Origin of the sequence: Amycolatopsis sp. NPDC101161 (assembly GCF_044768185.1) — a bacterium.
Classification (GTDB): Bacteria; Actinomycetota; Actinomycetes; order Mycobacteriales; family Pseudonocardiaceae; genus Amycolatopsis.
Window position 1 is genome coordinate 939,473 of sequence record NZ_JBIWPI010000005.1, and the last position, 24,278, is coordinate 963,750.

The 24,278-nt window shown below is 69.9% G+C and carries 13 protein-coding genes; 8 read left to right on the top strand and 5 right to left on the bottom strand.

Features of this window, described 5'->3' with window-relative positions:
- Nucleotides 1–33: 33 nt before the first annotated feature.
- Complete coding sequence (locus ACIRSS_RS37955) at nt 34–669, top strand: hypothetical protein (protein ID WP_400903810.1); 636 nt, start codon at nt 34–36, stop codon at nt 667–669.
- Between the two features lie 63 nt (nt 670–732).
- On the opposite strand, the gene ACIRSS_RS37960 is transcribed toward ACIRSS_RS37955, so the two are convergent.
- The 3 genes from ACIRSS_RS37960 to ACIRSS_RS37970 form a co-directional block, all read right to left on the bottom strand.
- The gene (locus ACIRSS_RS37960; RefSeq protein ID WP_400903812.1) at nt 733–1,479 is read right to left on the bottom strand and encodes an SDR family NAD(P)-dependent oxidoreductase; all 747 of its coding nucleotides are present in this window, start codon (nt 1,477–1,479) and stop codon (nt 733–735) included.
- Between the two features lie 96 nt (nt 1,480–1,575).
- Nucleotides 1,576–2,463 carry a LysR family transcriptional regulator gene (locus ACIRSS_RS37965; protein ID WP_400903814.1) on the bottom strand — a complete coding sequence of 296 codons (888 nt, stop codon included), beginning with the start codon at nt 2,461–2,463 and terminating at the stop codon, nt 1,576–1,578.
- On the bottom strand, nt 2,463–3,716 hold the full coding sequence (locus tag ACIRSS_RS37970; RefSeq protein ID WP_400903816.1) for a cytochrome P450: 1,254 nt from the start codon (nt 3,714–3,716) through the stop codon (nt 2,463–2,465). The genes ACIRSS_RS37965 and ACIRSS_RS37970 overlap by 1 nt, the downstream gene beginning before the upstream one ends.
- A gap of 47 nt (nt 3,717–3,763) precedes the next feature.
- Here ACIRSS_RS37970 and ACIRSS_RS37975 point away from each other — a divergent pair, with 47 nt between their 5' ends.
- Together ACIRSS_RS37975 and ACIRSS_RS37980 are read left to right on the top strand one after the other, a co-directional pair.
- Nucleotides 3,764–4,492: an alpha/beta fold hydrolase gene (locus ACIRSS_RS37975; RefSeq protein ID WP_400903818.1), complete on the top strand. Its 729-nt coding sequence runs from the start codon at nt 3,764–3,766 to the stop codon at nt 4,490–4,492.
- Nucleotides 4,493–4,733: 241 nt separating this feature from the next.
- On the top strand, nt 4,734–7,961 hold the full coding sequence (locus ACIRSS_RS37980) for a tetratricopeptide repeat protein (protein ID WP_400903819.1): 3,228 nt from the start codon (nt 4,734–4,736) through the stop codon (nt 7,959–7,961).
- Here the strand turns inward: ACIRSS_RS37980 and ACIRSS_RS37985 are convergent.
- The gene (locus ACIRSS_RS37985; protein WP_400903820.1) at nt 7,898–8,122 is read right to left on the bottom strand and encodes a hypothetical protein; all 225 of its coding nucleotides are present in this window, start codon (nt 8,120–8,122) and stop codon (nt 7,898–7,900) included. The two genes, ACIRSS_RS37980 and ACIRSS_RS37985, sit on opposite strands and share 64 nt — an antisense overlap.
- Nucleotides 8,119–8,916: a methyltransferase domain-containing protein gene (locus ACIRSS_RS37990; protein ID WP_400903821.1), complete on the bottom strand. Its 798-nt coding sequence runs from the start codon at nt 8,914–8,916 to the stop codon at nt 8,119–8,121. The genes ACIRSS_RS37985 and ACIRSS_RS37990 overlap by 4 nt, the downstream gene beginning before the upstream one ends.
- A gap of 28 nt (nt 8,917–8,944) precedes the next feature.
- On the opposite strand from ACIRSS_RS37990, the gene ACIRSS_RS37995 reads away from it, so the two are divergent.
- From ACIRSS_RS37995 to ACIRSS_RS38015, 5 genes are all read left to right on the top strand, one after another.
- Nucleotides 8,945–10,417, top strand: a complete 1,473-nt coding sequence (locus ACIRSS_RS37995; protein ID WP_400903823.1) for a PLP-dependent aminotransferase family protein — start codon at nt 8,945–8,947, stop codon at nt 10,415–10,417.
- Between the two features lie 93 nt (nt 10,418–10,510).
- A complete protein-coding gene (locus ACIRSS_RS38000; RefSeq protein ID WP_400903825.1) occupies nt 10,511–12,280 on the top strand; it encodes an MFS transporter in 1,770 nt (589 codons plus the stop codon).
- A gap of 328 nt (nt 12,281–12,608) precedes the next feature.
- Entirely contained in the window at nt 12,609–14,543 is a 1,935-nt protein-coding gene (locus ACIRSS_RS38005; RefSeq protein ID WP_400903826.1) for a tachylectin-related carbohydrate-binding protein, read from the top strand.
- Between the two features lie 97 nt (nt 14,544–14,640).
- Nucleotides 14,641–23,889, top strand: a complete 9,249-nt coding sequence (locus ACIRSS_RS38010; protein ID WP_400903827.1) for a LamG-like jellyroll fold domain-containing protein — start codon at nt 14,641–14,643, stop codon at nt 23,887–23,889.
- A complete protein-coding gene (locus ACIRSS_RS38015) occupies nt 23,889–24,188 on the top strand; it encodes a hypothetical protein (RefSeq protein WP_400903828.1) in 300 nt (99 codons plus the stop codon). Before ACIRSS_RS38010 ends, ACIRSS_RS38015 begins: the two co-directional genes overlap by 1 nt.
- The last annotated feature ends 90 nt before the right edge of the window (nt 24,189–24,278 follow it).

A 24,278-nucleotide genomic window follows, 5' to 3' on the forward strand; every position in this document is an offset into this window, starting at 1 on the left:
CCGTCCTGACTCACGGTTCGGAGGGAACCCGTGGTGGACCATGACGTCTCCGGCATCGGCCGTTACATTCGCCGCCTGCTGGAACTGACCGAAAACCCGCGTTCGTCTGTCCGGTCACCTGCGCGCATCTACGGTTATGCGTCGGCGGCGGCGGTCGTGGTCCTGATCGTGTACTTCACGCACAGTTGGCTCGGTTCGACCGACTGGGCGGGCCTCGGCCAGTGGATCGGTGGGCTCGGCGCCTTCTACGCCGCAGCTGTCGCGCTCAAGATCTCCGGCAGGGAAGCGCGCGATCGCGCGAAGGCGGAGGCCCGGGAAGACTTCATGCGTGCCAACTTCGTCGTTTGCCATCACCAGAACGGGGTCCTGGTCATCAGCAACCGCAGCCGCGAGCCGGTCACCGATGTGGTGCTCACGGCTTACCACCTCGGCGAGCGGAGGCAGCCGATGGATTCGGCGAAGCGTGAGCTGCTCTTGCCCGCTGTCGAGCCGTACACGCATCAATTCGAGTACAAACCCGCACACGGAATGAGCGACGACGAGGTACTGCGCCTGCTGGGGCAAGGTGCCGAGATGGAGTTCGAGTTCACCGACCTCCACGGCAATCGCTGGGTGCGGCGAGGTGATCGGGTCGTTCGCCCGGCTGCCGGCGACAGCCGCCGTCCGTAGGCCGGACGAGCGCCCGCACAGGAGGGCGTCACCGCAGAAAGGTGACGCCGTCCCGTGCTCGGCTCACACCGCCAGCCGGCCGCCGTCCACTGGCAAGATCGCTCCCTGGATGAAGCTCGACTCCTCCGTCACCAAGAACGCAATAGCCGCAGCCATCTCCGAAGGCGCCGCCACCCGGCCCGCCGGGCCCGCCGATGCCAGTTCGTCCAGGCCCTCCCCGAACACCGCCGTGCCCTCGGTGCGCGTCGGGCCCGGGCTGATCGCGTTCACCCGGACTCCCGAAGGCCCGAACTCCGCCGCCCACGCCTTCGTCATCAGCTCGATCGCCGCCTTCGACGAGCCGTACAGGGCCATCCCCGCCATGCCCCTCGCCGCGACCATCGTGGACACGTTGACGATCGCGCCGTGGCCGCGCGCGGCCATCTCCGGGGCCAAGGCCGCGACCAGGAAGTACGGCACCTTGACGTTGATGTCGTACACGCGGTCGAAGTCGGCTTCCGAGAGGGACGACGTGGGCCCGGTCGGGAAGATCCCCGCGTTGTTCACCAGCACGTCCACCTGGCCGCCCAGCTCCCGCGCCCGGTCCGCCAGGGCCCGCGCCGACGCCGCGTCCGTCAGGTCGGCCGCCACGAAGTCGGCCTTCCCGCCCGACGCCCGGATCCGCGAGACGACGTCCTCCCCGCGGGCCGCGTCCCGGCCGGACAGCACCACGTGCGCGCCGAGCCCGGCCAGCGCGACCGCCGTCGCCCTGCCGATCCCGCTCGTTCCGCCGGTCACCAGCGCCGTCGAACCCGACAGTTCCGAACCCATCACTCAACTCCTCGTATCCGATGCCCTGCACCGGATACAAGCGCGATGACCGGAACGGGCTTCCGGGGAAGCCGTCGGCGCTCCTTATGCCCGCGATCAGTCCGGCCGATGGGCCTCCAACGCGGCGACGAACGACGCGAGGTCACGCCGGTGCGACGTCGCCGGCCACACCGCCCACGTCCGCCGCACGACCGGGTTGCCGGCGAGCGGTACCCACCGCACCGTGTCCGGCATCGGGTACGGCCACTCGGGCGGGGCGAACGCGTAGGCCCCGCCGGAGCTGACCGCCGGGATCTTCAGCTCGACGATCAGCCGCTGCTCCTCCGGCACCTCGGGCCCGACGTCGAGGCCGTGGCTGCGCAGGATCGCCGCCAGCTCGTCGTACCACGCCGGGCTGCCCGCGCGCGGGAACGCGAACCACTCCAGCCCGGCCAGGTCCTCCAGCCGGACCGGCGAGCCGAGCTTCTCCGCCACGTCCGCGGCCAGCAGCACGCCGACGTCCTCGGTGACCACCAGCGCCGCGTCCAGGTCGGGCCCGGGCGGGCGCTCGCGCACCAGCCCGACGTCCAGCTCGCCCGCCCGCAGCGCGGCCACCTGCGCCACCGACGACAGGTGCCGGGCCTGCACCCGCGTCTCCGGGTACGCCTCGGCCAGCCGGGCGAGCGCCGACGGCAGCAGCTCCGGCGGCAGTTCCAGGGGGACGCCGACACGCAGCACATCGGTCGTCGTGTGCCGCGCCAACGCGGCGAGCGCCTGCTCGTGCCGCGCCAGCACCGCCCGCGCCTCGCCCAGCAACGTCGTCCCGGCGTCGGTCGCCTGGACGCCGGTGCTGGTGCGGACCAGCAGCTGGACGCCGAGGCGGCGTTCGAGTGCGGTGATCGTCTGCGACAGCGCCGGCTGGCTCACGTGCAGCTGCCGCGCCGCCTTCGACAGCGCGCCCGCCTCGACGACCGCCACGAACGCCCGCATCTCGCGGATCTCCATCAGCGGCCCCACTCGACGGGCAGCGACTTCAGGCCGTTCTGGAAGTTCGACCGCAACCGGACCGGCTCACCCGCCGACGAGACGAACCCGAGCTGGTCGAGCACCGCGTCGAACATCGCCCGCATCTGCACCCGAGCCAGGTGGGCGCCGAGGCAGAAGTGCGGGCCGTGGCCGAAGGTCAGGTGGTCGTTCGGCATCCGGCCGATGTCGAAGGTGTCCGGGTCGTCGAACGCCGCGGGATCCCGGTTGGCCGAAGAGAACCAGACGACGACCTTGTCCCCGGCCCGGATGTCCACATCGGACAGCCGGACGTCCGCCACGGCCGTGCGCCGGAAGTGCATCACCGGCGTCCACCACCGGAGCATCTCCTCGACCGCCGACGGCAGCAACGACCGGTCGGCCAGCAGCCGCCGGTACTGCGCGGGGTGCGAGAGCAGCGCCAGCATCCCGCCCGGCAGCCCGTTGCGCAGGGTCTCGTTGCCCGCCACGGAAAACAGCCAGAAGAGGTTCTCGAACTCGGCGAGCGAGACGCGGCCGCCGTCGTCGCCGACGTGCCGCATCAGGTTGCTCATGACGTCGTCGCCGGGGTGCGAACGCTTGTACTCGCCGAGCGCGTTCGCGTACGCGTAGAGATCCGGCATGCCCGCGCGCGTCCGCGGGTCCGGCATCGACCCGTCCGGCCCCGGCGCCGGGCGCACCGCCAGCGCGGCCCGCGCCAGGTCGCTGACCTCGGAGACCGACACCGTCGAGCTGACCGCGTACTCGGCGTCCTGGTAGCCGATGACGCGGTTGCTCCAGTCGTACATCAGCCGCCGGTCCTGTTCCGGTACGCCGAACACCGCGGCCAGCGTCTGCAGCGGCAGGTCGGCCGCCAGGACGGCGAAGTCGCACGAGCCCTGCGAAGCGACGCTCGCGACGAGGTTCCGCGCCCGGCTCTCGATCTGCGAAGTCAGCTTCGCGACCGCACGCGGGGTGAACGCCTTCGTGAGCAACCCGCGCAGCCGGCCGTGCTCCGGCGGGTCCATGTTGAGCATCATCCGGCGCACGTAGGCGAGATCGGCCGCGTCGCGGATCTGCGTCCCGCCCAGCTGCGACGAGAACACCCCGGGGTCGCGCAGCACCCGCTTCACCTCGGCATGGCCAAGGACGGCCCAGAAGTCGTCGACGCGCACCACCGGGCCGGCGCGCCGCAGCCGCGCCAGCTCGTCGTACGGGACACCCTGCACGTAGGTGTCCGGATCGGTGATCGTCACGAGCCCGACCCTAGCCGCGGCCACCGACAGTTTGGGAGGCTGCGCGGATGGACACGCTCAACATGCGCACCGGCGGCCAGGGCGAACCGGCCGTCCTCCTCCTGCACGGCCTGGGCGCGACCGGCGCCGTGTGGAACCACTTCGCCCCGCCGCTCGCCCGGCGCGTGCTGGTGCCCGACCTGCCCGGCCACGGCCTGTCCGCGCCGCTGCCGCACTACAGCTTCGAGACGTTCACCGCGGCCGTCGCGCGGGCGCTGCCGGACAAGGGCCCCTACGTCGTCGCCGGCCACTCGCTCGGCGGGGTGCTGGCCCTGGAACTGGCCTCCGGGAAGTACGACGTCGAGGTCGCGGGCGTGCTCGCGCTCGGGGTGAAGGTCGAGTGGACCCAAGACGACCTCGGCCGCGTCGCGACGCTCGCCGCCCGCCCGGCCCGTGTCTTCGACTCGCGCGTGGACGCCGAGCAGGCCTACCTGAAGGTGTCCGGGCTGCTCGGCATCGCGCCCGCGGACCCGGCCGGGCTTCGCGAGACCGAGGGAGGTTGGCGCCTCGCGATGGACCCGGCCGCGTTCGGCGTCGGCGCTCCGGACATGCCGGCGCTGCTCGCCGCGGCGCGGTGCCCGGTCGTGCTGGCGGCGGGCGAGCACGACCCCATGAGCCGTCCCGACCAGCTGCGCGCGCTGGACCCGGACGCGGTCACCCTCGCCGGCCTCGGGCACAACGCCCACGTCGAGGACCCAGCCGCCGTGCGTGCGCTGCTGGAGCGCTTCGACGTCTGAAAGGCTCGGGTGCAGCCGTCGTACCCCATGCGACGGCTGCTCCGAACCCCTCGTCACCACCGGACCCGCCCAGCCTAGGAAACGGTGGTGGACGAACGGCTGTACCGGGCCGACCGGCCGTCGTCACCCTCGGTACCTGCGGAAACGGTTATCTTCGCCGTTCGGTGGTACATCGGAAGCGGCACGATCGGAATGCTGGAGGGGTACGTTCCGCTGCGGGGTGCGCGGGGAGAGGACGCCTGTGGACGAAGGCCTGTCGTTCGCCGGATGGCTGCGCGAACGGCGCGTGCTCGCCGGCCTCACCCAGGCCCAGCTGGCCGAACGCGCCGGGCTGAGCCAGCGCGCGGTGCGCAACGCCGAGCTCGGCAGCGTCCGGCGGCCCCGCCCGGAGACCGAACGGCGGCTGCGGGAAGCGCTTGCCGAAGCGCCGCCGGAGCCGGTCCGGATCGGCGTCCTGGGCCCGCTCACCGTGCGGCGCGGCGACTGCCCGGTCGAGATCGGCGCCGAGAAACAGCGGCTGCTGCTCGCGCTGCTGGCCCTGCAGCCGAACCGGACGGTCCGGCGCGAGGACCTCGTCGACGTCATCTGGGACGAGCCGCCGCCGTCCTGCCTGGAGCTGCTCCACACCTACGTCGCGCGGCTGCGGCGGGCGCTGCGGCCCGCCGACCCGATCGCCACCGACAAGGGCGGCTACCGGCTCACCGCCGGTGAGGACGACCTCGACCTCCTGCGCTTCGAAGCGCTTCTGAAAGCCGGCGCCCACCGCGAGGCCCTCGACCTCTGGCGCGGCCCCGCGCTCGCCGACATCGGCCGCCTCCGGCAGCACCCCCTCCGGCTGGCGCTGGCGATGAAGCGCGCGCAGACGGTCATGGCGTACGCCGAGACCGCCGACCCCGAAGACGCGGCGGTGCGGCTGCGCGCGCTGACCGCCGAAGAACCGCTGAACGAGTCCGCACACGCCCGGCTGATGCTGGTGCTGGCCGCGTCCGGCCGGCAGGCGGCCGCGCTGTCGCTGTTCGAGGAGGTCCGGCGGCGGCTGGACGCCGAACTGGGCATCGAACCCGGCCCCGAGCTGCGCGCCGCCCAGCGCCAGGTGCTGCGTCAGGACTTCGCGGCCCCGGAACCGCCCGCTCGCGTCCCCGCCCAGCTGCCCGCCGACGTCGCCGGTTTCCGCGGCCGCACCGGGCAGCTCGCCGAGCTGGACGCCGTCGCGGCCGGCGACGGCGCGGGCGCGCGCATCGCCGTCCTGTCGGGCACCGGCGGCGTCGGCAAGACCGCCCTCGCCGTCCACTGGGCGCAGCGGTCCCTCTCCGAGTTCCCGGACGGCCAGCTCTACCTCGACCTGCACGGCTACGGCACCGTCCGGCCGGTCGAGCCGGGCGACGCGCTGTCGGGCTTCCTGCGCGCGCTCGGCGTCGACGGCGCGGACATCCCGGCCGAGCCGGAGGAGCGCGCGGCCAAGTTCCGCACGGCGCTCACCGGTCGCCGGATGGTGCTGCTGCTGGACAACGCCGGCTCGGTCGGGCAGGTCCGCCCGCTGCTGCCCGGCTCGCCGTCCTGCCTGGTCCTGGTGACCAGCCGCGACGCGCTGCCCGGGCTGGTCGCGCGGCACGGCGCCCGCCGCGTCCTCGTCGACCTGCTCACCGACGCCGAAGCCCTCGACCTGCTGCGCACGCTGCTCGGCGAGCGCGTCGACGAGGAGCCGGACGCGGCCGAGGCGCTGATCGGGTACTCCGCCCGGCTGCCGCTGGCCCTGCGGCTGGTGGCGGAGCTCGCGCTGAGCCGGCCGGGGGAGCGGCTCGCCGCCCTTTCCGAGGAGCTGGCCGACGAACACCGCCGGCTCGACCTCCTGGACGGGGGCGGGGATCCGCTGACCGCGGTCCGCGCCGTCTTCTCCTGGTCCTACCGGCACCTGGCGCCCGACGCGGCGCGCGTGTTCCGGCTCTGCGGCCTGCACCCGGGCCGCGACCTGACCACGGCCGCCATCGCCGCCCTCGCCGGCGTCCCCCTGCCGGAGGCGGAACGGCTGACGGCCGCGCTGGTCCGCGCCCACCTCGCGCAGGAGACCGGCGCCGACCGCTTCCAGCAGCACGACCTGCTGCGCGTCTACGCCGCCGAGCTCGCCGCGGACGACCCGGCCGAAAGCCACGACGCGCAGGAGCGGTTGTTCGACTTCTACGTCCGCTCGGCCGCGCAGGCCATGGACGCCGTCCTGCCGCAGGAACGGCACCTGCGCCCGCAGGTGCCCGATCCCGACGTCAAGGTGCTCGACGCGCCGGCGTGGCTGGAGGCCGAGCGCCACAACCTGCTGGCCGTCGCCGCGCACGCGACGCGGCACGGCTGGGCCGACCACCTGCGGCTGCTGTCCGGGATCCTCTGGCACTACCTGGACGTCGGCGGCTACCACGAGGAATCACTGGTGCTGCACAAGCACGCGTCGGCGCTGGCCCACGACGCCGGCGACCCGGTCGCCGAGGCCGAGCCGTTGACGCTCATCGGGCTGGGCCACTGGCGCGTCGGCCGGTCCCGGGAAGCGCGGCGGTACCTCGAAGAAGCGCTCGCCCTGGTCCGCGAAACCGGCGACCGGCGGACCGAGATCCACGTCCTCAACACGCTCGGCCTGGTCTGCCGCGCACTGGGCCGGTTCGCCGAGGCGATCACGTACTCGACCGAGGCGTTGTCCCTGGCCCGCAAGAACGGCGACCGCACGAGCGAGGGCCTGGTGCTGGTCGTGCTCGGCTGTTCGTGCCGCGGCATCGGCCGCTACGGCGAGGCGATCGGCTACCTCGAAGAGGCGCGGTCCCTCGCCCGCGACACCGCCGACCGCACCAGCGAAGGCTACGCGCTGGTCAACACGGGCGACGCGCTGTCGGCGCTGGGCCGGTACGACGAAGCCGCACGGGCGCTGGAGGACGGGCTGGAGCACTTCCGCGCCATGGGCGTGCGGGTGAGCGAGGGGTACGCCCTCGGCATCCTCGGCGACATCGACCACGCCCGCGGCCGGTACACCGAAGCCGCGGCGCACCTCGAACGCGCGCTGGAGATCGCCCAGGAGACCGGCAGCCCGACCAACCGCAGCGTCGCGCTGAAGCACCTCGGCGACGTCCGGCTGGCCCAGGGACGGCACGACGAAGCGGCCCAGCACGTCGAAGAGGCACTGGGCCTGGCCCGCGAATGCGGCGACCGGGGCGTGGAGTCCCGGGTGCTCAACAGTCTCGGCGCGCTGGCTACGGCGCGCGGCGCAGCTGCGGACGCGCTCGGGTACCACCGCGAAGCCCTTGCCGTGGCGAAGGAAACGGGCTGCCGTCCCGAACAGGGCCGGGCCCACTGCGGGCTCGGTGAAGTCCACAGTGGACTCGGAGATCCGGCCGCGGCGCGCGAACACTGGGAACGCGCGCTGGCTTGTTACGCCGGCGAGTGCGTGCCCGGCGCGAAGCGGGCCCGGGACCGGTTGGCGGCCCTGGAGTAGTGGCGCTCGTCGGCGACGAGGTCGCCTTCGAGGCGCTGGGCGTCCCGGTCGAAGACGTCCGTGCTGCCCGCCAAGCGGTTGCGCGGGTACGGACGGCGGCGGTACGCGTGGTCGAGCGCCCAGGCGAGCAGGACAACGGCGGCGAGAACGGCGATGATCATGACGCTCCTCCCGGAGTGCGAAGGGCTGTTGCTTTGAAGAACGTGTAATGGAAGGTCCCGTATTCCCTGGTGGTGCGGTAAAGGTCGTGGATTCCGCGCGCCCACGCGGCCTCGTCGACGAGCCCCTTCGCGACGGCGGTTTCGCCGACGCCTTCGACCATCGCGGTGAAGGTGTCGCGGGTGAACCCGGTGACGAGATCGGGTTTCGACGCGTCCGCGTAGACGGTTCTCGGCTCGACCTTCGTCCCGGCGAAACCGGCTTCGACGAGGAGCGGGTAGAGCCGCCGGCCGAGGAGCCCGTCGCCGCCCGCGTCGGCCTGCAGCCGGACGAGGCAGTCGATCGCGGCCTGGGCGTGGTCGCTGCGCGGGTGGAAGAACGCCGAGCCGTGGTCGCCCTCGATGACGGTGATCGTGCCGCCCGGTCGCAAGAGCGTTTTCAGGTGCGCCAACGCTTTTCCGGGTTCCGGCAGGTGCTCCAGCACGAAGCAGACGAAGAGGTGGTCCCACTCGCCGTCGAGGTCGAAGAGGTCGGCTTGGCGGAACTCGACGCCCGGCGCTCTCCGTCTCGCTTGGGCGAGGGAGTCCGCGGAGACGTCGACCGCGGTCAGGTGCGCGTCCGGGCTGCGCGCCACGAGGTGGACGGTCTGGGCGCCGACGCCGCAGCCGACCTCCAGCACGCGGCTCCCGGCGGGGTAGGCCGTGCCGTCGTGCAGGAGCGCGGCGAGGGTGTCGGCCTGGTCGCCGAGGCGGCGGGCTTCGGGAGCGGCGTACCCGTGCACGTAACTGGTGTCCATGCGTCCAGCGTGCTGCGACAATGGCTCGATGGACAGAGCCAAAACCCCACGGCCGGAGGGGTCCATAGGATCGGACTTCCTCCAGCTCGACGTTCGTGAGGCACCTCCGGGCGGCCTCGCGGACTGGCTCGCCGGGCAGCTGCGCGCCGCGATCGCCGACGGCCGGCTCCCGGTCGGCGGCCGGCTGCCCGCGTCCCGGGTGCTGGCGGCCGAGCTGCGCGTGTCGCGGGGTGTGGTCACCGAGGCCTACCAGCGGCTGATCGACGACGGGCACGCGGCGGGCCGCGGCCGGGCCGGGACGGTCGTCGTGGCCGCGCCCGTCCTCCCGCCGGACCCGGCGCCCGCGCGGCCACCGGCGAAGGTGATCACGCCGATGCCGGGGGCCGAGGTCTTCGACGCGGTCCGCGCGACCCCGGCCCGGATCGACCTCACGCCGGGCGTCCCGGACCTGACGGCGTTCCCGCGCGCGGCGTGGCTGCGGGCCGAGCGAGCGGTGCTCGACGAGCTCGAGCCGGCCCACTTCGGCTACGGCGACCCGCGCGGTGCCCCGGCGATGCGGCGGGCGGTGTCGCACTGGCTGGCGCGCAGCCGCGGCATCCGCGCCGACCCCGGCGAGATCATCGTGGTCGCGGGCGTCGCGCAGGCGTTGACGCTGGTGGGGGAGGTGCTGCGGCAGCACGGTGTCTCCGAGGTCGCGGTGGAGGACCCGAGTTCGCTGGGGGCGCGCCAGCACCTGCACCACTGCGGCCTTGCGACCCCGCCGGTCCCGGTGGACGAGGACGGCTTGCGCGTCGACGCCTTGAAGTCGCCGGCGGTCCTGCTGACGCCGGCGCACCAGTTCCCGATGGGTGTGGTCCTGGGCGGCGAGCGTCGCCGGGCCTTGATGCGCTGGGTCGCCGACGGCGGAATCGTGGTGGAGGACGACTACGACGCGGAGCACCGCTACGACCGCGCGCCGGTGCCCGCGGTCCGGTCGATGGTGCCGGAGGTGTGTTACACGGGCAGCGTTTCGAAGCTGCTGGCGCCGGCGTTGCGGGTGGGCTGGCTGCTGGCGCCGCCGCGGTTCTTCGGCGACTTGGTGGCGGCGAAGCGGTTCGCGGACCTGGGCAACCCGGTGCTGGCCCAGCTGGTCCTGGCCCGGCTGATGGAGACGGGCGAGCTGGAGCGTCAGCTGCGGGTGGTCCGGGCGCGGCACCGCCGTCGCCGGGACGCGATGATCCGCGCGGTCGCGTCCGAGCTGCCGTCGGCGGTCGTCCACGGCGCCGCGGCGGGGCTCCACTTGACGATCACTTTCGACGTCGACCTGGACGACGTCTCGCTGGCCGCGGCGGCGCTGGCGGAGGGGGTGAAGGTGCAGCCGTTGTCGTGGCACCGGCAGCTCCCGGGGCCGCCGGGGCTGGTCCTGGGGTACGCGGCCCGGACGGCGACGGAGATCGCCGAGGGCGTCGCGCTGCTCGGACGGCTGGTAAAGACTCCACAAAGGACAGTCAAGCGAGTGTGATCATGCTCTCGCAGGCGATTCGCGGACTTGGTTGCCATACGCAAGCAACTTGCTTAGCCTAGCTAAGGGACTTGCGAGCAGAAGGGTTGCACAGTGGCGGAACGCCGGACGTATTCGATCGCGGAACTGGGGCCGCGGTACAAGTGGATCGCGCTGTCCAACACGACGCTGGGCATGCTGATCGCCACGATCAACTCCTCGATCGTGCTGATCGCGCTGCCCGACATCTTCAAGGGCATCGGCATCAACCCCCTCGAGCCGGCCAACACCAGCTACCTGCTGTGGATGATCATGGGCTTCCTCGTGGTCACCGCGGTGCTGGTGGTGAGCTTCGGCAGGCTCGGCGACATGTACGGCCGCGCGAGGATGTACAACCTCGGCTTCGCCGTCTTCACCGTTTCTTCCATCATGCTGGCCGTCACCTGGTTCGACGGGGACGCCGCCGCGCTGTGGCTGATCGGCTGGCGGATCGTGCAGGGCGTCGGCGGTGCCTTCCTGATGGCGAACTCCTCGGCCATCCTCACCGACGCGTTCCCGGCCAACCAGCGCGGCCTCGCGCTCGGCATGAACGGCGTCGCGGCCATCGCCGGCTCGTTCCTCGGCCTGGTCGTCGGCGGTGTGCTCGCCCCGGTCGACTGGAACCTGATCTTCCTGGTGTCGGTGCCCTTCGGCGTGATCGGCACGATCTGGGCGTACCTCAAGCTGCACGACACCGGCGTCCGCAAGCACGCGCGGATGGACTGGTGGGGCAACATCACCTTCGCCGTCGGCCTGATCGCGGTGCTGGTCGGCATCACCTACGGCATCCAGCCCTACGGCACGTCGCAGACCGGCTGGACCAGCCCGATGGTGCTCAGCTGCCTGATCGGCGGCGTCGCCGTGCTGGTCGCGTTCGTGATCATCGAGACGAAGGTCGACAACCCGCTGTTCCGGCTGTCGCTGTTCCGGATCCGGTCGTTCACCTGGGGCAACGTCGCGAACCTGACGGCGTCGCTCGGCCGCGGTGGCCTGCAGTTCATCCTGATCATCTGGCTGCAGGGCATCTGGCTGCCGCAGCACGGCTACACGTTCGAGCAGACGCCGCTGTGGGCGGGCATCTACATGCTCCCGATGACGGTCGGGTTCCTGGTGGCCGCGCCGACGTCGGGCATCCTGGCCGACCGGATCGGCAGCCGCCTGCTCGCGTCCACCGGCCTGCTGATCACGGCCATCACGTTCCTGCTGCTGATCATCCTGCCCGTGAACTTCGACTACTGGGCGTTCGCCGCGATCCTGCTGATCAACGGCATCGGCATGGGCATGTTCTCCTCGCCCAACCGCGCCGAGGTGATGAACAGCCTCCCGGCAGACGCGCGCGGCTCCGGCGCGGGCATGATGACGACGTTCCAGAACGCGGCGATGGTCCTGTCGATCGGCTTCTTCTTCAGCCTGATCATTTCGGGCCTGTCGAGCAGCCTCCCGTCGACGATGCACGACGGCCTGGTCGCCCACGGCGTCCCCGAAGCGGCGGCCGCCCAGGTGGCGAACCTCCCGGCGGTGGCGGTGCTGTTCGCGGCGTTCCTGGGCTACAACCCGATCCAGCAGCTCCTGGGCGGCCAGCTGGCCTCGCTGCCGCCGGACCAGGCGTCGTTCCTGACGGGCCGCAGCTTCTTCCCGAACTTGATTTCGGGACCGTTCCAGTCGGGCTTGGCGGTGGCGTTCGGCTTCGCGATCGCGGTGTGCTTGATCGGCGCGGTGGCATCGTTGCTGACGAAGGACGCGCGGCCCTCGAGCCGCGAGTCGGTGGGCGAGGAACTGGCCGCGGTGGCGGGGGAGTCGGGAACGGGACCGAGCGAATTGGTGTCGCCGGCGAGCGAACGCTGATCCAATCGAACGGCAACGGGCCGGACGTCACCACTCGGTGACGTCCGGCCCGTTGCCGTTTCACGGGCTGCTCCCGTCGTTGGTTTTAGGCCGAACGGCGCAATTCCCAAAGAAGTAGTAACGGCCTGATCATGAGATCGATGTGAAGATCGAACAGCTCGCGGGAGGGGCGGGCTCGTCTTCGCGCGGCATGGAGGGTGCGGCGCTCGAGGAATAGCCGCCGACCGGCCACCAGCTCAGCACACCACCGACCGTGCGCCATCCGGCGCGACGGGCCGGTCGATGCTGCCCACTGCCGCTTTCACGATTTTCAGACGAGGGGAAGTCCATGCTCCGGAAGCCGTTCCCGCGGAGACCCGCGGCGCTGTTCTGCGCGGTCACCGCGACGGTCGCCACCGTGTCCGTCGCCGGCGCGAGCCCGGCCGCCGCGGCCGACACGATCACCTGCCGTGCCAGCGCGGGCGTCTTCTACACCCTCCCGGACACCCACCTCGACCTCGACCGCCACAACGAACCCGAGACCGGCGCCACCTCCTGGACAGGTCGGACGACGATCGGCTTCACGTGGAGCGGCAAAACCTTGGCCGGCCCCGACGGCCGCATGTACACCGTCGCCGACAACGGTGACGTCACCCGCCAGCGCAGGTTGGCCACCGGCTGGGAGAACGGCGGAGTCGGCCAGAAGATCGCGACCGGCTGGAACGGCGTCACGCTCGCTTCTCAGCGCAACCGCATCACGGTCGACGCCACGGGCGACTTCTACTGGACCCATGACAACATCCTCGCCTGGGTGCGCTACGACGAAACCACGAAGGTTTGGACGGACCGCCTGATCGACACGGGCTGGACCCAGACGAAGTACGACCTGATCGTTGGTGCGGGCGCAGGGGTCTTCTACGCCCGTACACCCGCCGGGGCGCTCTACCGCTTCCAGTACGACCCGGTCAGCCAGCGGTGGATCGAGTACGCGACGCTGGTCGGAACCAATGGCTGGCAGAACTTCTCCCAGGTCGCTTCCGCGGGCGGCGACGTGCTGTACGCGCTGGACAAGAACAACGGGCAGATCAAGTGGTACCGCTACCTCGGAGCGGGAAGCTGGACCGGCCCGAAGGTGGTCGGCACGATCGGGACGGACTACCAGCTGAGCGTCACCACCGACGACTGCAAGCTGATCAATCCGGGTCTGCCCAGCCGGCCGTCGGTGCCGACGCGACCGAGCCCGGCGACCTTCCTTGCCGAAGGCGCCGAGGGCAAGATTCAGCACTTCTACGTCGACGACTTCGGCAGGCTCATCCACGGACGGCAGCGCACCGACGACGTGACCATCGTGGAGTTCGCCGTCGTGCCGGGTTACCAGGAGTTCTCCGACGTTCCCAGCGCCGTGCGAACGGCGGACAACAGCCTGCTGGTAGCGGCGCTGGGGCAGGACAGCGAGACCCGCACCAGCAACCAGGCCGCGGGCACGACCAGCTGGCCGGCATTGACTGGTTTCGGGGGGTGGACTCCCGGCCCCGCTCGCGTCGTGGTGCGTGACGGTGTCTCGTACGCGTTTGCTGTCGACGCCGGCGGGAAGCTGTGGCTGCGACCGCAGGATCCGGCGAGCAAGCAGTTCCTGCCGTGGCGGGTACTGCCGTCGACCGGGCTGAGCCCGGACATCACTGTCGTCACGCAGACGGACGGAATCGACGTTTTCGCCCGGACGACAGCAGGTCTCTACACCAAGGCGACCTACACCGACGGCGCGCTGAGCGCCTGGCTCACGGTTCCCGGGACCAGCTGGCCTTCCGTGGCCGCCGCAGTGGCCAACCCGGACAAGAACTTGCAGGTCTTCGCGACCCAGCCGGATGGTGTGGTGGCCACCCAGCGGGAGCTCAGTGGCGGTTTCACCGGCACCTGGAAGCCGCTCGCCGGCGTCACCGCGACCGGTTCGCCCGCTGCCGCGATGGACCCGGGCGGGACGATCCACGTCGCCGTCCGAGCGAACGACGGCTACGTCTACGTGACCGAACAGGTCGCACCGGGCAGTGCCACCTATCGCGACTGGCAGCGGCTCTCGGACTCCCGCACCGGCGCCTCTTACCAAAGCACGACCGACCCCGCGCTGGTGGCTCACAGCACTGGCGGTGTCGTAGCGGCGTTCCGGGACGCCGACGGCGTGTCCTATGTGTACTCGTCGAGCGTGGCAAGCGGGCTGGCCGCACGGACCACCGACGGGAGCAGGTCCGTCTTCACCGGCGGACCTTTGCCGAAGCCGAAGTTCTGATCGATCCGCAGGCACCCGGACGGTCCGGCCGACAGGACCGTCCGGGGTGTCGCGTGCCCGCGATCCCCAGTCTTCCCGATCTTCGAGGTGACCGACGATGTCCTTCCGTTCGCGCTCCCGCTTGATCCGCCGTCCTCGCGCGGGCCGAGCTCTGCTGGTCCTCTTGGTCTTTGCGCTGGTCGCCGGCATCGCCGGTCCGGCCGGACGATTCGACGCTCCGGGGTCGCTCGACGACGCCGAGCGGCTCGAGGCCGCGATGGCGCTCGCACCGCGGCAGAAGGCAGGCTCGGCCGCCGACTACCAAGACGCCCCGGCTGGACCCGGCAACCAGGCCGGCCCGCGTTCCCTGCAGTCGAAGTACCCACCGATCACCGGTGCCGGTCAGCCCCCGGGCACCCCGGTGCGGACGACGGCCGGTCCGACGAGCCTTAAGGGATTCGACAGCGCCCGCAGCAAGGAGCTCCCGGATCGGCGTACAGCGAAGGAACGCACCTTCGCCAACGCGGACGGCACCCTCACGACTCAGTTCAACGCCGAGGACGTCAACTACCGTTCGCCCGACGGCAGCTACCAGCCGATCGACACGACCGTGGTGCCGCGCACAGGCGGTGGTTGGCGCAATTCCGCTGACTCCGTGGGGCTTGAGTTTTCCGCGACCGGCACGGGAACGCCCCTGGTCGGGGTCCGGCTGGACCAGGAGCACGCGTTCGGGTACGCGGTCGGTCAGGCGAATCCGTCGGCCGGTGTCGTCACCGGCGGCACGCTGACGTACCCGGCGATTCGGCCCGATTCGGACGTCCGGCTGGATGTCGTGCCCGGTGGTGTCAAGGAAACCGTCGTGCTCCGGACGCCCGACGCGCCCCGGTCCTGGCTCTTCCCCCTTCAGCTGCAAGGGCTTCGCCCGGCGGTGATCGACGGCCGCGTCGCCCTGCTCGATCAGCGAGGACAGGAGCGCGCGCACATTCCGGCCGGGTTCATGTCCGATGCATCCCGCGACCCCGTCACCGGTGAGCCCGCCACCTCGACCGGGGTGGTCTACCGGATCATCGAGTCGAAGAGCGGCCCGGCCCTTCAGGTGGATCTGGACCAGGGCTGGCTGAACGATCCGACGCGCCGTTTCCCGGTCGAGGTCGACCCCAGCGTCGACACGTCGGCCGCGAACGCGAGCATGGTCGTCCAGGACGGGAGCAGGTTCGACGGGGGCTCCGAGCTGAAGGCCGGCACGACCGGCGCCATCAAGGCGGCGAGCTACCTGGCGTTCGACGGTGTGCAGGATCGCCTGCGCAACCACAAGATCTTCGGTGCGGCTCTCAACCTTGCCGAATCGTGGTCTTGGTCGTGCCAGCCCCGGCCGCTCACAGTCCACGCGGTGACTTCCCCTTGGGGATCGAGCGGTGGCTACCCCGGCCCGGGGTTCGGACCGCCGCTGGCCGATTCCTCTTTCGCCCACGGGTACATCGGCCGAGGGCAGACCCGCTCGAGCTGCCCCGCGGCGTACGAACTGATCAACCTGGGAGATGCCGGACGCGACCTGGTCCAACGCTGGGTGACAGGGGCGCAGGCGAACTACGGGCTGACCATCCGCGGCTCGGAGACGGACCCGTTCGGCTGGAAGAAGTTCGCTGGTCACCGGACCGCCAACCCGCCGCAGCTGTACGTGACCCACTCGATCTACGACGCGGAATACCGGATCGAGTCGGCCACCGTGGATCCTCCCGTGACACGTTCGCAGAACGGGAAGATCAAGGTCACGGTGACCAACCGGGGAGCCGAGACGTGGACCTCGGGTGGATACGCATTGGGCTACCGGGCCTTCCGCACAACCGGCGCGGTCGTCGCCTCGACCGAGGCGGCTTCGCTTCCTGGAGACATCCCTCGCGGAGGGAGCGTGACACTCGAAGCGACCATCAAAGCCATCGAGCCGGGTGACTACCTCTTCGACTTCAGCATGCTTCGCCGGGGTGGTCCGTGGTTCACCGACGAGCAGATCCCGCCGATCAGGCTCGCGCTCAAAGTCGTCGACGTCCCACCGGTGGTGAAGGCCCAATATCCGCCGAACGGCTATTCGGCGCCGACGCTGACCCCGCAACTGTGGCTGGACGCGGTCGACGTCGACGCGCCACCCAACAGTGCGCTCAAGTACCGCTTCGAGATCTGCGAGCGGTACCAGCAGAATCCTGATGGATCGCAGACCGGTGTCGGGTGTACGGATTCCGGCTACGTGGCGAAGCGGACGTGGACGGTACCGGTCGGCGCACTGCGCTGGAGCAAGGACTACCAGTGGCGCGCATTCGCGTTCGACGGGACGTCCGAGAGCCAGAAACTCACCCCGAGCCATCTGCTGACTGCTGTACCGCAACCGGAGATCACATCGCATCTGGCGAATTCCCCCTACAGCGGCAGTCAGGCTGATTTCGACCCGCAGACCGGTAACTACCACTCGAGCGCGATCGACGCGACCGCCAACGTGTCTGGACCCGAGCTCTCCATCGCGCGCACCTACAACAGCCTCGACCCTCGGCGTGACTTGCTTTTCGGTACAGGCTGGTCCACCCGGTACGACATGCGTGTCACACCCGACGACGACGGGTCCGGCAACGTCGTCGTGACCGTCGCCGATGGCCAGCAGATCCGTTTCGGCCGGAATGCGGACGGATCATTCGCGGCACCCGACGGACGCCCGGCGAACTTCCGGGCGGAGGTCGAAGGGGCCGGCGGTGGCTGGGTACTGGTCGACCAGGAGCACACGACCTACCAGTTCCGGCCGGACGGCAGGCTCATCGCGGTCTACGACCAAGCCGGTCGCCACGTCGAACTCGACTACGGCACGGTCGACCACCTGAAACGGGTGATCAGCCGAACCAGTGACCGCATCTTCTACTTCACCTACAGCGGGAACCACGTCTCGTCGGTCAGTACCGACCTTGTCGACGGAAAACAGCTCACCTGGAACTACAGCTACGACGGCGACAAGCTGACGAAGGTCTGCGATCCCTATGGCGGCTGCACCCGCTACGACCAGGTGACCGGGTCGCACTACCGCAGCGCGGTCGTCGATTCCCGGCCTTCGTCGTACTGGCGCCTCGGCGAGCCCGGTGGCACCGACGCCGGGAGCCAGATCGGTTCGAACCTCGGCAAGGACAAGGGCACGCTCAAGGACGTCGCGCTCGGCTTGCCCGGTCCGCTGGCCGACTCGGCAGACACCGCCGGCGGGTTCAACGGGACGTCGTCGACCATGACATTGCCCGACGGAACGTTCCGCAAGAACCGTGATCTGTCCGTTGAGCTCTGGTTCAGGACAGCTCAAGGCGGTCCGCTGGTCGGTTACCAGAAGTCACGCCTGACGGACGCTTCCACGAGTGGGGCTCCGCTGCTCTACGTGGGGACCGACGGCAAACTGCGCGGGCAGTTCCAGAACGGCGCAGTGGCACCCATGACCAGCGCCGGTACGGTCACCGACGACCAGTGGCACCACGTGGTGCTCGCGGGTTCGTTGGCTGTCCAGACGCTTTACCTGGACGGGCAGAAAGTCGGCAGCGCCAACGGCGAAATCACGCACGACGAGTTGCTGTACAACCAGGTCGGCGCGGCCTACGCGGCCAATCCGTCCGGATTGCCTGCCTGGGGTGCCACCTCACGCAGGTTCTTCTCGGGACAGATCGACGAAGTCGCGTACTACGAGTACGCCCTCGGACAGACGGCCGCACAGGCGCACTACCGAGCGCGGACGACCGCGGACTACGTTTCAAAGATCACCCTGCCGAGCGGGCGAGTAGCCGCTCAGCTCGGGTACGACCAGTCGGCCGATCGGCTGAGCGACTACACCGATCGGAACGGCGGTCACTGGAAGATCGTGTCGCCGGTGGTCACCGGTACCGCGACGAACATCGTGCGCACGGTCCAGGTGACGGATCCGGGCAACCGCCTGCACTTCTACGATTACGACCCCGTCCGCGGCCGTATCCTCCGTTACGTCGCGCCGCTCGGTCTCGGAATCAGGCCGGAAGACCGGCGCGACGGGGTCGGGAACCCGGCGCCGCCACCGGTGCCCGGTTGCCCGTCCGATGCTCCACCGGGTTTCTGCGGTGGCCCGGTCGGTGGTGGCACCTGGGTCGGTGGCCCCGTCATGGGACTCGGGGTGCGAACCTACGACTACGACGAAAAAGGCTTCCAGAGCACGGTCGGCGACGAACTGGGCAACCAGGTCGTGCTGGTGCACGACGAGCAGGGGAACATCGTCTCGCAGACGAGTTGCCGGATCGCTCCCGGCAACTGCCAGACGACCTACAGCACCTACTACGTCAACACCGCCGACTTCACCGATCCAAGGAACGGCAAAGTGCTGTCGTCCCGGGACGCGAGGTCGGCGAACGCGCAAGACCCGACGTACGCGACGACCTACACCTATACCGGCGCGGGGCTGCTGGAGACCCAGACGACGCCAGACGGCGCTGTGGTCCGGCACGCCTACACGGACGGAACGGAAGCCGCGGTGGGCGGGGGCAACGCGCCGGGTGGGCTGATCGAGCTGACCACGGACCCGCGCGGGGGCACAATCCGCTACTCCTACTACAAGAACGGCGATCTGGCGAAGATCGTCAACGCTGCGGGGCTCACGACTTCGTTCACCTATGACGTCCTCGGCCGCAAGAAGACCGAGACACAGATCAGCGACGCGAACTCGGCCGGTTTGACCACGACCTACGCCTACGACGCACTGTCCCGGCAGACATCGATCACCACCCCCGGTTCAGCCAATCCTGTCACCGGTGTCACGCACACGGGACAGCAGGCGACAGAGTACGACGCCGACGGAAACGTGACTCGGGTGGAAGACCGGGACTTGACCGGTGGCGACCCGGTTCGGGTCACCGCCACGGAGTATGACTCCGCCGGTCGGCCGAGCCGGGTGACGGATCCCGAAGGCGGAAGCCAGTTCTTCGGTTACGACACCTTCGGCAACCGGACCTGGGTCGTCGATCCCGACGGGAACAAGTACGAGTACGCGTACACCGCGCGTAACGCGATCGCCGAGGTCCGCCTCCGGGCGTGGCACGGCCAGCCGACCGATGCCGGCGCCGATGGTGGTGACGGCAGCGGCGACGGTGTGCTCCAGAACTCGCTGGTCCTCGCCTCTTACGCGTACGACTTCTCCGGGCGGCTGATCCGGCAGACCGACGCCATGGGGCGCACGACCCGGTTCCAGTACTACACCGACGACCGGTTGTGGAAGACGATCGCCACCGACGTTTCCGACCCGGACAACCCCGCCGCCGCGAAACGCTCCATCACCCAGAGCGAGCTCGTCTACGACGCGGCCGGGAACGTCGTGAAGGAAACGACTGCGGGCGGAATGGTCACCACCTATGAATACGACACCTCGGGTCGTCGGGTCGCCCAGACCGTCGACCCGGCCGGGCTCGCGAACCGAAGCGAGTTCACCTACTCGGCAGCCGGCGACCTGACGAAGGTCAAGCACACCGGCCTCAGCTCCAACAGCTCGCGCATCGACACCGGACGAGTCGAGACGAGCGAGTACAGCTACGACTTGGCGGGCCGGAAGGTCGCCGATACCGTCTACAACCGGCAGGCGGAGAAGCTCACCACGACGCGAACGTTCGATCAGCGCGGCCTGGTCACGTCGGTCGTCGACCCACGCGGAAATCTGCCCGGCGCCGACCCGGTGCCTTTCACCACGAACTTCGGGTACGACAAGCTCGGGCTGCGGACGTCGGTGACCGGTGCGCTGGTTTCCGCGGAGTCGGACGGCGGGGCGCCGGCTCCGGTTCGGCCCAAGGTGATCTTCGGCTACGACACCTTCGGACAGCCCACTGATCTGCAAGATCCGGCGGGCCGGGTGAGTACAGCCCGTTACGACCGCGCCGGGCGGGTCGTCGAATCGGCGTCGCCCGAATACCGCAAGCCGGGGGAGCAGCAAGGCGCCAAGGCCGTCACCCGGACCCAGTACGACCCCTCGGGCAACGTCGTCGCGGTGACCGGCCCGCTGGGAGCAGTCACGCGCTACCGCTACGACCAGCTCGGAAGGCTGGTCGAGAAGATCGACCCGAAGGCCGATGCCGGCGACCAGCCTGGCGGGGTCTGGCGGTACGCGTACACCGTCGCGGGAGAGCAGTTGTCCGCCACGGACCCGACCGGCGCGCGGATCGAGGCCACCTACGACGATCTCGCCCGGCCGATCACCCGTACCCAGCTTGAGCGGCGACCTGAACCCGCCGCCTACACGACGAAGTTGCGCTATGACGACTCCGGCAATCTGAAGACTGTGACGGCGCCGACCGGCGAGGTCGATCGGTACGACTACGACGTGCTCGGTCAGATGACGAGCAAGACGGACGCCGCCGACGTCGTCACCCAGTTCGGGTACGACCTCGCGGGAAACCAGGTGCGCACCACGGACGGCCGCGGGCGAACCAGGTACCGGAGCATCGACCCAGCAGGGCGCACCACCGCGGTGTACGACCTGGACGCGGCGGATCACATCCTCCGCAAGGCAGCTGCCGCCTACGACGCGGTGGGAAACCTGCTGTCGACGACCGACCCGTACAACCGGTCGGTTCAGTACGATTACGACAACGCGTCTCGCCTCGTCAAACAGCAGGAACCCGTTTCGGCCACCGAGTCGATCACGACCACCTATGGGTACGACGTCGCGGGCCAGCGCACACGCGTCACCGATGGCCGTGGCCACTCGACGATCAGCACGTTCAATTCGCTCGGCCTGACCGAGTCGACGATCGAGCCCTCGACGACCGCGGATCCGACGCCGTCCGCACGGACCTGGACCACGGGCTACGACCTCACCGGGGCGCCGGTCTCGCTCTCCGCGCCCGGATCGATCACTCGGACGCGGACGTTCGACGCGCTCGGGCAGCTCACCGGAGAGACAGGCGCCGGAACGGCGGAGCAGACAGCACCGCACCGGCGAAGCTATGACCTGGCGGGGCGGTTGCAGACTGTCGACACGCCCGGCGGCGATCGCGTCTTCACCTACAACGATCGCGGCGCGCTCCTGACCACAGCAGGACCGGTTGGCGGTACCTCGACCTACCAGTACGACGGCTCCGGCCGGTTGCGGCAGCGGACCGACGCCGCCGGCACGACTGCGTTCACCTACTCCCGCGGGCGTCTCGCCACCCAGACGGACGGTCTGACCGGAGTGGTGCAGTCCGTGGGCTACGACGCGGCGGGCGCACCCGCGGAGATCGGCTACGGCGACCGGAAACGGGTGCTGACCTACGACGACTTCGGACGGCCGGCGTCGGACACCGTAAAGGGAGCCGGCGGAAACACCCTCACGTCCATCGGCTACGGCTACGACCTCGACGATCGCCTGACGTCGAAGACGACCTCGGGGCCAGGCGGTACGCAGTCCAATGCGTATGAGTACGACTTCGCGGGCCGATTGACTTCCTGGACGGCCGGTACCACGAAGACGGACTACGCCTGGGACGCATCGGGCAACCGGACGAAGGCCGGAAGCACGGTCTCGACCTTCGACGCACGCAACCGGCAGCTCACTGAAGGCGCGGCGACGTACACCTGGCAGCCGCGCGGGGTTCTCGCGTCCCGCACCGACGCGAACGGCACCGTCACCTCGGAGTTCGACGCGTTCGACCGCCAGGTCCGCCGTGGTCAGGGCACGTACGCCTACGACGGTCTCGACCGCACGGTCAGCCGGAACGGGCAGAACTTCGAGTACGACGGTCGCAGTCGTGAACTCGTTTCGGACGGAACGGCGGCCTACGCGCGTGGTGCGGGTGGGGAGCTGCTGGCCCAGCGGACGTCGTCGGGCGCGGCGCAGCTCGCCTTGACGGACGCGCACGCCGACGTGGTCGGCGGTCTCGATCCCGCTCCGGCGGGTGGGGTGACCGGCTCGACGTCGTACAGCCCGTTCGGCGAGCGTGTCGCGTCCACCGGCGCGAGCGGCTCGCTGGGCTACCAGTCCGACTACACCGACCCCGATACCGGCGCCGTCGACATGGGCGCTCGCTGGTACACCCCGGCGACGGGCTCGTTCACGGCACGGGACGGTATCGACCTGCCGGACAGCCCGTCCATCGCGGGAAACCGCTACACGTACGGCAACGGCTCGCCGGTCAGCACTGTGGACCCGGATGGTCACCTGCCTTGGTACTGCTACACCGGGATCGGCGTCTTCGCGGCGTGCAAGTGGGTCGAAAGCCGTCCGGCGCCGGACCGTGGGGCGGAGCTGCAGCTTGCGCCCCCGAACCAGGGGTACGACCCGTTCAACGCCTGGGACCTGGTCGGCGACGGCTGGACCCCGGGACCCGCGTCCAAGCCGGGCACCGGGACGGGGCGCGGCGGGAAGCCGGGAACCGGCAAGGGCGTGGGTCGCGGGGGTGGGCACAGCGCGCCGCCGGTGATCGACTACCGAGCCGCGGCTCAGGAGGCGGCCAAGCACAACCCCCTGCCGATCCCGAAAGCGGCGACGCAGCCGCTTTACGGCTCGAGCGGCGGCCTCCAGCCGCCGGTCTCTTCGTCGCCTGACCTGCCGGCGTCCGCTGTGGCGGAGACGGTGGTCGGAGACCCGAACACCCAGAAGATCACCGAGGCTGTGGTCGGCCCTGACCCGGTCGTGAAGACGGTCGGGCAGACCCCGGGTTCGGAACTGGGCGGGGACAGCCCGGCGTCCCCATCCGGACACGGACACGGCCATGGCTTCAGCCTCAACGGCGACATCGACTTCTCGTGGTCTTGGCTGTCAGCCGAGGGCTGGGCCCAGCTGGGTCACACAGCACTGGACATCATCGGCCTGATCCCGGTGGTCGGCGAGGTAGCGGACGGCATCAACGCGATCTGGTACTTCGCCGAGGGCGACGTGCTCGATGGCGCCCTTTCGGCCGCGGCGATGATCCCGGTCGGAGGCTGGGCCGCGTCGGCTGGGAAGCTCGGGATCAAGACAGCCGAGTCGCTGGGAAAGCAGGCGGCCAAAGACGTGGGCAAGGCTGGTGCCGAGCTACCCTGGGTCGACATCTTCAAGGCGCCGCGCAAGGGGAAAACACAGAAATGGTTGGATGAGGGGTTGGATCCGGCGGACTTCCCAGGCTCGCCAGGGCGCTCGTATCCAGACGGGAGCGCCTACTTTGGCCTGGGCGAGGAGGGTAGGAAGATTGCCCTCGATTACTCGAGACGCGGCGGCTACGATCCCGAAGTCCTGAAAATCCGAATTCCACGTGATAAGTTCGACGAGTTGTTTGAAGAGTTTGTGGCCAAATATGACGGCAAGCCGCGTCAGCAGGTTATTATTCCTAAAGAACTTTTTGGGGTGCTTAATGAGTTCAAACGATCCCTGTTGGGGAAATAATGTCTGACGGCTCCTTTGAAATGGGCGACGGCGAGCTGGAATTGCTCGGAACGCTGACTGAAGGGAAGGTGGTCGATGTCTTCTATTGGGGTGTGTGGCTGGACCTCGGCCTTTCTCATCTGGGGTTCATCGACGCGCTCTACATCGATGATGATGATCATTACGCTGTGGGCGATACGGTGACTGGCTATCTCAGCAGCTTCGACGAGAGGAGCGGCAAGTTCTGGTTCCGTCCGCCGGGGCAAAAGCCGGTCGAAGAGCGGCTTCGGGATCCAAACTACGGTGCGTCTCCGGAGTGAAGTATTTCTGGTGTGAGCTGGGAGTATGCGCCGTGTTGCGCGGCCACGGGAGTTGTCGCTGGACGGAGTCTGCTGCCGAGGCGAATAGTG